The sequence below is a fragment of the Actinoplanes couchii genome, from assembly GCF_016862075.1.
Lineage (GTDB): Bacteria > Actinomycetota > Actinomycetes > Mycobacteriales > Micromonosporaceae > Actinoplanes > Actinoplanes couchii.
Genome location: NZ_BOMG01000086.1, coordinates 126,790 through 137,378 on the forward strand (window position 1 = coordinate 126,790; position 10,589 = coordinate 137,378).

The 10,589-nt window shown below is 68.3% G+C and carries 11 protein-coding genes; 7 read left to right on the forward strand and 4 right to left on the reverse strand.

What is annotated here, in order from left to right; genetic code table 11:
- Positions 1-237 precede the first annotated feature (237 nt).
- From Aco03nite_RS34900 to Aco03nite_RS34910, 3 genes are all read left to right on the forward strand, one after another.
- A complete protein-coding gene (locus tag Aco03nite_RS34900) occupies positions 238-1,149 on the forward strand; it encodes an SDR family oxidoreductase (RefSeq protein WP_203803212.1) in 912 nt (303 codons plus the stop codon).
- Between the two features lie 54 nt (positions 1,150-1,203).
- Positions 1,204-1,917, forward strand: coding sequence for a DUF998 domain-containing protein (locus Aco03nite_RS34905; protein WP_203803215.1), 714 nt, complete (start codon positions 1,204-1,206; stop codon positions 1,915-1,917).
- Positions 1,918-2,008: 91 nt separating this feature from the next.
- A complete protein-coding gene (locus Aco03nite_RS34910; protein WP_203803217.1) occupies positions 2,009-2,755 on the forward strand; it encodes a hypothetical protein in 747 nt (248 codons plus the stop codon).
- Between the two features lie 47 nt (positions 2,756-2,802).
- On the opposite strand, the gene Aco03nite_RS34915 is transcribed toward Aco03nite_RS34910, so the two are convergent.
- The gene (locus Aco03nite_RS34915) at positions 2,803-3,504 is read right to left on the reverse strand and encodes a TetR/AcrR family transcriptional regulator (RefSeq protein WP_239145701.1); all 702 of its coding nucleotides are present in this window, start codon (positions 3,502-3,504) and stop codon (positions 2,803-2,805) included.
- Positions 3,505-3,607: 103 nt separating this feature from the next.
- Here Aco03nite_RS34915 and Aco03nite_RS34920 point away from each other — a divergent pair, with 103 nt between their 5' ends.
- The 4 genes from Aco03nite_RS34920 to Aco03nite_RS34935 all read left to right on the forward strand — a co-directional run bounded on the left by Aco03nite_RS34920 (position 3,608) and on the right by Aco03nite_RS34935 (position 7,509).
- On the forward strand, positions 3,608-4,525 hold the full coding sequence (locus tag Aco03nite_RS34920) for an SDR family oxidoreductase (RefSeq protein WP_203803223.1): 918 nt from the start codon (positions 3,608-3,610) through the stop codon (positions 4,523-4,525).
- Between the two features lie 98 nt (positions 4,526-4,623).
- Entirely contained in the window at positions 4,624-5,646 is a 1,023-nt protein-coding gene (locus Aco03nite_RS34925) for an aldo/keto reductase (RefSeq protein ID WP_203803233.1), read from the forward strand.
- 39 nt (positions 5,647-5,685) lie between these two features.
- Positions 5,686-6,549: an SDR family NAD(P)-dependent oxidoreductase gene (locus tag Aco03nite_RS34930; RefSeq protein ID WP_203803236.1), complete on the forward strand. Its 864-nt coding sequence runs from the start codon at positions 5,686-5,688 to the stop codon at positions 6,547-6,549.
- 282 nt (positions 6,550-6,831) lie between these two features.
- The gene (locus Aco03nite_RS34935) at positions 6,832-7,509 is read left to right on the forward strand and encodes a Rossmann-fold NAD(P)-binding domain-containing protein (RefSeq protein WP_203803239.1); all 678 of its coding nucleotides are present in this window, start codon (positions 6,832-6,834) and stop codon (positions 7,507-7,509) included.
- Between the two features lie 96 nt (positions 7,510-7,605).
- Here Aco03nite_RS34935 and Aco03nite_RS34940 read toward each other — a convergent pair whose 3' ends face one another.
- The 3 genes from Aco03nite_RS34940 to Aco03nite_RS34950 all read right to left on the reverse strand — a co-directional run bounded on the left by Aco03nite_RS34940 (position 7,606) and on the right by Aco03nite_RS34950 (position 10,579).
- Positions 7,606-7,929 carry a hypothetical protein gene (locus Aco03nite_RS34940; RefSeq protein ID WP_203803243.1) on the reverse strand — a complete coding sequence of 108 codons (324 nt, stop codon included), beginning with the start codon at positions 7,927-7,929 and terminating at the stop codon, positions 7,606-7,608.
- 120 nt (positions 7,930-8,049) lie between these two features.
- Positions 8,050-9,294, reverse strand: a complete 1,245-nt coding sequence (locus Aco03nite_RS34945; RefSeq protein ID WP_203803246.1) for a hypothetical protein — start codon at positions 9,292-9,294, stop codon at positions 8,050-8,052.
- A complete protein-coding gene (locus Aco03nite_RS34950; protein WP_203803249.1) occupies positions 9,263-10,579 on the reverse strand; it encodes a hypothetical protein in 1,317 nt (438 codons plus the stop codon). The genes Aco03nite_RS34945 and Aco03nite_RS34950 overlap by 32 nt, the downstream gene beginning before the upstream one ends.
- Positions 10,580-10,589 lie beyond the last annotated feature (10 nt).

Consider the following 10,589-nt stretch of genomic DNA (forward strand, 5'->3'; position numbering starts at 1 on the left):
GCCTGATCGCCACGGCACCGTCCGGCGGCCGAACCGCGATGGTCCAGACCCATGCCGGCCGATGCCCGGACTCGCGTCTCGTGGTGGCGCTGGTTGCTGCGCGCGTGGTCCGCCCGCCGCTGCCGGTTGCGTCGCACCCCGTTCGCACTGTGCCTGCTACCGCCACTTCTCGCCTTATAGACCAGCGGTGTGTTAACTTTGAACACGTAACAGACCATCGGTCGTTAGGGAGTGGACATGGGTGAGATGCCAGCTCAGCGCGGCAAGTTCGCGGTTGTGACGGGGGCGAACAGCGGGACGGGTAAGGAGGCGGCCAAGGCGCTTGCCGGCGCGGGAGCGTCGGTGGTTCTCGCGGTGCGCACGGTGGCGAAGGGCGAGGACGCGAAGCGGGAGATCCTGGCGGCACACCCGGGCGCGGAGGTGCAGGTCCACCGGCTCGATCTGGCGGATCTGGCCAGCGTGAAGGAGTTCGCCGACTCGCTGATCGCCGATGGCCGCCCGGTGGATCTGCTGCTCAACAACGCCGGGGTGATGATGCCGCCGGTGCGGCACGAGACCAAGGACGGGTTCGAGCTGCAGATCGGCAGCAACTTCCTCGGCCCGTTCGCGCTCACGGTGCGTCTGCTGCCGCTGATTCTCCAGGCCCGTGCTCCGCGGGTGGTCACGATGAGCAGTGGGCAGGCCAACGGTGCCACCATCCGCTTCGACGACCTGAACTGGACCAGCGGCTACAAGCCGATCCCCGCCTACGGCCAGTCCAAGCTGGCGGACCTGTTGATGAGCCAGCACCTGGCGCACCTGGCCGACCAGCGGGGATGGCCGTTGCTGTCGATCGGCGCGCACCCCGGCGCGGCCAAGACCAACATCGCCGCGAGCGGACCGACGATGGGCGGGAAGGCCCCCTTGATCCTGCGGGTCCTCAACCGGGTCGCGCCGTCGCAGACCCCGGCCGAGGGGGCCCGGTCGATCGTGCTCGCCGCGACCAGCCCCGACGTCGTGCAGGGCGGCTACTACGGGCCGAAGTACAACCTGTTCGGCCCGGCCGTCGAGGTGAAACTGCCGGCCTCCGCCGCCGACAAGGCGATCGCCGCGCGCCTGTGGACCCTGGCCGAGCAGCTCACCGGCGTCACGCTCCCGGCCCACCGCTGACCCGAACGACCTCCCGCCTCGTCCGCTCGCCGTCCCTCGTCGTCAGGACCCTTGATGTCTGCTGCCATCGCCCTGCCCCGCGGCAGAGCACTCGCCGGAAGCCTGCTGCTCCTGCTCAACCCCGCCGTCTACCTGATCGCCGAGGCGGTCTCGGCCGCCGCCTGGCGCACCCCCGCCTACAGCTACGCGAACAACGCGATCAGCGACCTCGGCGTCCCCTCCTGCGGAACACTCATCGACCACCCCGTCTGCTCGCCGCTGTATCCGGTCATGAACACCGCGTTCCTGCTCCAGGGTGCGGTCATCGCGGTCGCCGCGTTCCTGCTCGCTCCGCTACTGGCCAGCGCTTCGGCCCGCGTGTACCGGATCTTCGCGGTGATCACCGGGGTCGGCCTGCTCCTGGTGGGAACGTTCCCCGGCTCCCCGGAGGCCGTGGCTGACGGCACCGTGGCGATCCACACCGCAGGTGCAGGCATGGCCATCTTCGGCGGGAACATCGCCGCCATCATCGTCGGCACCGCCCTGCACCGGCAGGGGCACCGCCGCCTCGGCAGCGCGCTGATCGGGTTCGGCATCGTCGGGAACATCAGCGTGATCGTCATGTTCGCCGTGGTGGCCGCAACCTCCGGCGGCGTCATCTCCGGCGTCGCGATCGCCGAGCGGATCTCGGTCTACACCATCATGGCCGCCCAGCTCGCCGCCGGCATTGCCCTGCTGACACGGCTTCGCCGTACGTCCGTACCGATAGTGCTCGCGGCACATGGCTGACGCGTCTCCGCCCACGGGACTGGTCGGTCACGCCGATCGGCTTGCCCCGCCCGCTGCGACGTTCGGGTCCTGGGCCGCCACTGTGCTGCAGGTGGCCCGGCGAAGCTGGCGGCCCGGTCTGCTCGTCACCGGTGTCTCGGTGTCCCTTCCGCTGGCCGCCGTGGAACTCGGCCGAGGGCTGGCCGAGGCCGCTGGTTATCCCGCCGTAGCCTCGATGCCGGACGTCATTGCCGCCGCCGGCAGCGTCTCCACGCTGATGATGAGCGTGGTCTTGCCGGTGGTCCTGCTGGGCGTCGCGGTCGCTGTCGGCTCAGTCGGGTGGGCGGGCGGTATCTGGGCGCTGACCGCCGAGGCGGTGACCGGCCGGCCCGTCCGCGTTGCCGATGCCTACCGCTACGGACTGAGCCGGCTCACGCGCCTCGGACCGTGGACACTGGCCGCCGCACTGCTGCTCGTCGCCGGGCTCGCCGCCTTCGTCGTGCCCGGCATCTACCTGCTCTTCGCGCTGTCGCTGTTCAGCTTCGGCGTCCTGTTCGAGCACGACCGCCGCCCGCTGCTGCGCTCGTTCGCTCTGACACACGCCCGACTTGGACGGGCGCTCGCACGCTGGGGCATGCTCGCGGCGGTCACGGTCGCCATCGAAGCCACGATGAGCCTAGTCTTCGGCACCCTCAGCCTGGTCCTGCTCGGCGATCCCGGCTTCGGTGCCGACGGACACGGTCTCGCCGGCGGCCTCATCGATGCCATCCACACCGCGGTCGGCGCGCCGGTCTGGGCGTTGCTGGTCATCGGCCTGACGGTCACCTACGCCGACCTGCGCCAACCTCGATCGAACTGAATCCTGCATTCCCCGGCCCGGCGTCTTTGGCGTCGGGCCGGTCGCGTTCAGGCGTCGCGGTGGACCGTGTCGATCCGAGCGGTTCCCACCGGCAGGTCGTCGCGGCGGGCCAGGAGCCCGGAGAGGGTGACGTGCAGGCTCTGCCGAAGCAGGTCGGTGAACTCCCCGCGCATGGCGGCCACGGCCGGGTCGGCGGCGTAGGCGGCCAGCATCGCCGCCGACGGCCGGCTCCACGGCCACGCCGCGGCGGTGATCAGTGTGGTCATCGCGACGAGCCGGGTCGCGTCCTGATCGCCAAGCTCGGGCAGGTAGCGCAGCACCCAGCGGGCCTGCCGCTCGACCGTGCGCCGGGACGCGCGTTTGTAGTGCAGCGCGACCTCGGTGGAGACGTTGTGCTCCAGCACCGCGGCCTGGACGCTGATCAAATCGCACAGCGTCGGCCGGCTCGTCAATGAGGTGACGAGAACGTCGGCGAGCTGGTCACCGCGCTCGCGCGCCGTCCCGGCGACGGGCTCGGATGTGGTCTCCAGTTGTGTCAGCCAGTCCCGCATCTCCGTGTCGAGCAGTTCGAGCAGGACCGCCTCGCGGGACTCGAAGTAGCGCAGCACGTTCGACTTGGCCAGGCAGGTCCGTCGGCTCAACTCGTTGAGGGTGACCTTCGCGACTGGCATCTCCACCAGCATCGCCGCCGCAGCGGCCAAGATCTGCCGACGGCGCTCCTCGCGCTGTTCGTCACTGCGAGCACGCATGAATCCCATGCTTGGAATCTTACAGACCAAGGGTCTCTTGCCAAAAGACCATCGGTCGTTTACCGTTGAACTCGTTAAAGACCAACGGTCTCTAGGAGTCGTCATGTACGAGGTCCCCAGCCAGCGCGGCAAGCTCGCCGTCGTGACCGGCGCGAACAGCGGTACCGGCAAGGAAGCCGCCAAGCGCCTGGCCGGTGCCGGTGCCGACGTGATCCTCGCGGTACGCACACCCAGCAAGGGCGAGCAGGCCCGCGCCGAGATCCTGGCCGCCCACCCAAGGGCCAGGGTCCGGATTCATCCGCTCGACCTCGCCGATCTCGCCTCGGTCCACAATTTCGCTGATCGCCTGAACGCTGACGGCCGCCCGCTCGACCTGCTGCTCAACAACGCAGGCGTGATGATGGTGCCGCAGCGCATGCAGACCAAGGACGGCTTCGAGCTTCAGATCGGCAGCAACTTCCTCGGCCCGTTCGCGCTCACCGTGCGTCTGCTGCCGCTGCTGCTGACCGCCCGCACCCCGCGGGTCGCCACGATGAGCAGCGGCACCGCCGCCCGCGGCCGGATCAACTTCGACGACCTGCAATCACAGCAGGGATACGGGGCGGTCGCCGCGTACGCGCAGTCGAAGCTGGCCGACCTGATGCTCGCGCTGCACCTGGCCGATCTCGCGCACGAGCACGGCTGGCCGCTGCTGTCGGCCGGCGCGCACCCCGGCAACACCCGGACCAACATCGCGTCGTCCGGCCCGAACCTCGGCGGCGGCAAGCCGCCGCTGGCCTTGCGCATCGCCGGTCGGCTGACCCCGATCCAGGACGTCGCGCAGGGCGCTGAGCCGCTGCTGTACGCCGCGACCAGCCCCGACGCGGTTGCCGGCGGCTACTACGGCCCCCGCTGGGCCGGCCTGGTCGGCCCCACCATCACGGCCAAACCGACCAGCCGCGCACTGGACAAGCAGGTCCGCGCCCGGTTGTGGGCCGAGGCCGAGCGCCTCACCGGCCTCAGCGTCCCCGCCCAGCTCTGACCCCTGGTCACACCTCTTCTTCGAGACCTTCCGGCTTCCGCGCGCCCGCGCGGGGGCGTCGCGTGCCCGACGGGCACACCCGAACACAAAGGACAGTCATGCAGTTGCGCACCCTCGGCACCACCGGCATCAAGGTCAGCCCGCTCGCCCTCGGGGCGATGAATTTCGGGGCCTGGGGCAACCCGGACCACGAGGACTCCACCCGGATCATCCACCGGGCCTTGGAGGCCGGCATCAACCTCATCGACACCGCCGACATCTACTCCTTCGGCGAGTCCGAGGAGATCATCGGCAAGGCCATCGCCGGACGCCGTGACGACGTCGTGCTCGCCACCAAGTTCGCCAACCCGCTGCGCCAGGCTCCGAATCAGGGCGGCACCTCGCGCCGCTACATCAAGCAGGCCGTCGAGGACAGCCTGCGCCGGCTGGGCACCGACCGCATCGACCTCTACCAGGTCCACCGCCCCGACTACTCGACCGGCCTGGACGACACCCTCAGCGCCCTGTCCGACCTGGTCCGCGACGGCAAGGTCCTGGCCGTCGGTTCCTCGACGTTCCCGGCGAGCCTGGTCGTGGAGGCGCAATGGGTCGCCGAGAAGCGCGGGCACCACCGGTTCACCACCGAGCAGTCGCCGTACTCACTGCTCTCGCGCGGCATCGAGACCGAGCTGCTGCCGGCCACCCAGCAGTACGGCATGGGTGTCCTGGTCTGGAGCCCCCTGGCCAACGGCTGGCTCTCCGGCAAATACCGCAAGGGCGTCGCCAAGCCCGAGCAGAACCGAGCGCTCGACCCGTCGCTCTACGACCTGTCCACGCCGATCAACCAGCGCAAATTGGAAGCCGCCGACGCGCTCGGTGCGCTCGCCGACGAGGTCGGTGTCAGCCTCGTCCACCTGGCCCTGGCGTTCGTGATCCGCCATCCCGGTGTCACCAGCGCCCTGGTCGGCCCGCGCACCATGCAGCACCTGGAGACCCAGCTCGGTGCTGCCGACTACGTCATCCCGGACGACGTGCTCGACCGCATCGACGAGATCGTCGCGCCCGGCACCACGATCAACACCGCCGAGGACTACGCCGCCCCGCACCCGCGCTTTGCCGACAAGGCCCAGCGCCGCCGCTGACCCACCCGCCCGGCAGCACACGACGCGCTGCCGCACGCCGTGACCTCGCCGGCCGCCAGGCCTTCCGTGCGGCCAGCCCATCCCACGCACACCCACACCCCGAGACCTCTCGGCAAGGCCCCGAAAGAGAGAACACCCATGTCGGAACTCGACGGCCAGGTCGCCATCATCACCGGCGGTGGCAAAGGCACCGGCCTCGGTGTCGCCAAGGCATACGTCAAGCAGGGCATCGCCGTAGTGATCACCGGCCGCGACGAGACCGCCCTGAACGCGGCCAAGGCCGAACTCGGAACCCTCGTCCCCGGCTCCAGGGTCCTGCCGATCAAGGCCGACAACAAGGACCACGCCGCCGCCGGACAGGTCGTGGCCCAGACGATCGAGCAGTTCGGCCGGCTCGACATCCTGATCAACAACGCCCAGGAATTCCGCACCGGCATCCTCATCGAGGACACCACCTGGGACGACATGATCGCCAGCTACGAATCCGGAATCTTCGCCACCTGGCGATACATGGTCGCCGCCCTGCCGCACCTGAAGAACAGCAGCGGCACCGTCATCAACATGGGCTCCGGCTCCGGCACCATGTCGGTCGCCCGCACCAGCGCCTACGGCTCCAACAAGGAAGCCATCCGCGGTCTGTCACGCATCGCCGCCAGGGAATGGGGCCAGTACGGGATCACCGTCAACGTCATCAATCCGTTCGTCCACTCCGAGGAATCCATCCGCTTCGAGAAGGAGAAGCCCGAGATCCTCGCCGACGTCCTGAAAGTCACCCCACTCGGACGCATCGGCGACGCCGAACTCAACGTCGGCGGCCTGTGCGTCTTCCTCGCCAAGACCGAAGGCAAGTACATGACCGGCTCGACCTTCGACGTCGAGGGCGGCGCAAGCATGCGCCCGTAGGCGACGAGACGACCTGCCTCGGCTCTCGAACCGGCGAGGCCGGGGCCGGTCGAATGACTGCCCGATCAAGGACGATGGCCACCCGCTATCTCAGCAGACCTCAGGTCTCTTGGTTACGGACCGATAGTCCTGTTACGGTTCACGCAGTAAAAGACTACCGGTCTTTATCTGGCCGGTGGCGAACCCTGACCTCGTGCTGGGCCACGTTCCCGGTGGTGGCAACGTGCCGCCAGGTCCGGTGATCGTCCTCAGCAATCGACAACGGCCGAAGGGCAAACCATCGTGAAGGTAGTGGTGTTCGGGGGCAGTGGCCTCGTCGGCGACGGCTTCATCAAGGAGAGTCTCGCCGCCGCCGACGTCACCGAGGTGGTCACCGTCGGCAGGACACTGCTCGACCTGTCCCACCCGAAACTGCGCCAGGTCGTGCACACCGACTTCAGCGACTTCACCGCGATCACCGACGACCTGGCCGGCGTCGACGCGTGCTTCTGGGCCCTCGGGGTCTCGTCCAGCACCGTCAGCGCCCAGGACTACGAGCGCATCACCTACGACTACACCATGGCCGCCGCACGCACCCTCGCCACGATCAACCCCGACCTGACCTTCGTCTACGTCTCCGGCGGCGGCACCGACAGCACCGAACGGGGCCGCAGCCGCTGGGCCCGAGTGAAGGGCCGCACCGAGAACGCCATCATCAAGATCTTCCGCAACGGCTATGCCCTGCGTCCCGGCTTCGTCGAGCCCCTGCATGGCAAACAGTCCAAGACCACGGCGTACCGGATCTTCGTCCGAGCCCTGCCCGCGATCGCCCTGATCGCGCGCCTGCTGCGCCTCACGCCCGTCCTCATGACCAGCACCACGCAGATGGGCCAGGTCGCCCTGCATCTCGCCCGCGCCGGCTACTCCCGCCATGTCCTGGAAAACCGCGACATCGTCACGATCGATGCCTTACGCAGGTGAGCACCGGCCGGGCGTTTCTCACCGGCCGGCGGATCGGGGAGTCATCATCCGGCACATGCGGACGTCCGGTTAGCGCCCTCTGGTACGCAGGCCGAGCTAGGCGTTCCCGCCGAGTTCATTGATCCGGGCGCGGAACATCTCCACCTGCTCACCCATCGCAACGAGCAGGATTCGGCGAGGATCGTCGACGGGTGCATCGGCGACCACGCCGGCGAATTCGTCGTACCGTTCCTGTGCCTTTTCCAGCTCCGGAATGAGTCCAGCCAACTGCTGCTCGGGCGGGAGCGCACGAAACTGTCGCCCGAGGTCTTCATGCAACGCGTTCACGACCGGATCGTCGAGCCAGGCGTTCGCCGCGTCGAGATCCGTAGGATCGAACGCGGCAGGGTCACCGTCTGGGTTGTGGGTCACATCCCTCATCCTCTCAACCGTTGCGAGCTTGCGCGCGAACGACCGCCAGGGTCCACACGATCAAGGCTGGAACGCCCTGTGAGTCCGGCGGCTGGTGCAGGCCGCCGTTACGGGTGTCGAGGGCGCTGGTTAATTCCCGTTGGAGTCGTTCGGGTCCGTCTCGGCCGTGCGCTCGAACAGGGCCCCTTGAGTTTCGTCGGCGGACTCGTCTACGTGGTCGAATCGACTGACTGCCAGCGCGTCGTTCACCGGTGCCGGAAGGTTGAACTGGCCGCGCAGGAACGCGCCGATGAGGCTGATCATCCGCTCGGTGCCCGTCGCGATTCCCAGGCGATGGCGGGCTTGGGCGGACGCGTCACGACGACGTACCAGGCGCTCGAAGATGATCAGGTCCATCTGCCGCGGCAGGCGTGAGGTGCCTCCTGCGTTGGCTGCTAGCCGGGAGATCAGTTCGAGCAGCGGCTCGGTGTAGTCCGGCGGCGAGGGCGCGAACGCCCCCATGGCGCTGATTTTGACGTCGGCCGGCGCGTCCAGCGAGGTCAAAATCTTGCCGAGGTATTCGTCGACGTGCTCGGACAGTTTCTGGATCGCGTGGTACGGGATGTCGCCGGTGGCGAGACGGGCCGCGGCGGTCTGCTTGAACGTCGCCGCATCCATCGAGTTGGCCTCACCCGCGATGATGGCCAGGTTGAGCGTGGCGATGGAGATTGCCTCGGCGAAGAACCAACGAGCGGCCTCTTCGGCTTGCCGGTGCCCACTCGGTGGCCAGAGCCGCGACAATTCGCGGATCAGCCCGAGGGTTCGCTTCAGGGCGTCGAGTGGTTCCAGGAACCACACCTCGGACGCCAGGAACCAGAACCCGCGTTCGAGAACGCTGTCGGTCTTGACGAACGCCTGGACATCCTTGCGGAGGACCGCGATGCTCACGCCCTGGGAACCCAAGTCGTCGAATGCCTCGATGCGCAGGCGCTGTTCGCGGGCGGCGAGGTCGTCGAGGTGTTGGACGGTGACGCCCAGTGTGCGGCAGGCGTCGCGGATCGTGCCCGTAGGCCAGAACGCGGTGGTGACCTCACCGCTGCCCGCGCCGACCAGCCCCTGCAGGCCGTGGACCCAGATCGCACGGTCCAGCGGGCGGGGGGTGTTGCCCGACTTACCGGACTTGACCTCGCCGATGCGTTTGCGGAAGCCGAGCGACGTGTCGAACGCGTACCCGAGGATGTCCAGGTCCGTCACCGTCGTGACGTCCGCACCGAAACGGTGCTGTAGATCGATGCCCCGGCGCACGTAGAAGCCGTCCCAGAACCACGCCTGCGCGACACGAACCTCAGCCAGGGTTCCGGGTTCAAGACCACGGGTCGTCTCGCCGCGCGGCACGCTGCGTCTCCTTTCGCAGTTCATTGATCGATGCGGCGAGGATCTCCTGCGAGGCGGGGTCTTCGCCGCCGCCGGTGCGGGAGTCCTCGGGCTTGACGAAGCCGGTCGGACGCTGACTCAACGTGACGCTCGCATCACCGGCAGGATCGGTGATCCTCTTGATCCACTCTAGTCCCGATTGGGCGATCTCAGGCTTGACCAGGCGCAGGAAAGGCCGGTCGCCCTGATCGTCGACGGAGACGACGCCGGCGGCCTCCAGCAGGTGGTAGTCCGTCCCGATGTTGGTGGCCGGGCCGACGCGTCCCCTGCTGATGAGGCGGTCGACCAGAACAGCGGGGCTACTGATGCGCCCGCGACCGGCCACCGCCTTCTCGTGTCCGAACAGGATGTGAGCGACGAAGAGTTTGCGCAGGTGGAATGCCTCGGTGGTGATGCAGTTGTCGTCGACGGCCTCCAGCAGCGGCGAGAAGACGTAGGTCGAACTCGCGCCCGTCGCCGACTGCACGCTCGCGGCCTGGATCAGGCCCACGTTCTGGGCACTGCGAATGATGCCGGGCGGTGCCGACAGTTTCGACATGTGCAGCCCGGGGGTGGCCAATACCTGCTCGGACATGCCGAGCAGCGCGTCGCGTTCGTTGGGCGGCAGGCCCTGAAGGAACTTCGCGAGCGAGATCTGCTTCGTGCCCCACACGTAGGGGCTGTAGACGACCTTCTCGTTGAGGTCCGCCGAGGGCGTGGTCAGGTTGAGCTTCGCCGCGCGGGTCAGGCGCAGCGCTTCGGTCGCCTCGACGTCGGTGAACCCCCGCTTGACGATCTCCTGCAAATGCTGGCTCTCGGCCAGCGGCGCGATCGCGCCCACCTCCACCGAGTGCAGGAACGCGAGACCCGCGCGGGAGGGTTTCAGCACGCTGAGTACCTGGACGGTCTGCTCGGTCAAGGTCGCCGACACCCCGACGTACTCATCCAGCCCGATGATGCGCCCGGCGGCATCCACGCGGTAGTCGATGAGGTTCGCGCTCTTCAGCGCCGGCAGCACGATGTTGAACAGCTCCAGCGCCCCGACACTCGCGTGTCCGGCGTACCCGACGACCAGCTCGTGGGTCAGCGGAACGAAATCCTGATGGCCGCGGAGCCGCACCGCGAGGTCCATCGCCCGCCCGGTGATCAACAGGACCTCGATCTGGGACCGCACGAGCGGATCAGTGATCTTGTGATCGTGCTGGTGGACGAACACCACGGCGCGGCCGAGTCGCTTGACCTGATCCTGCTGGGCCGCCGCGTTCATGGCTCAGTTC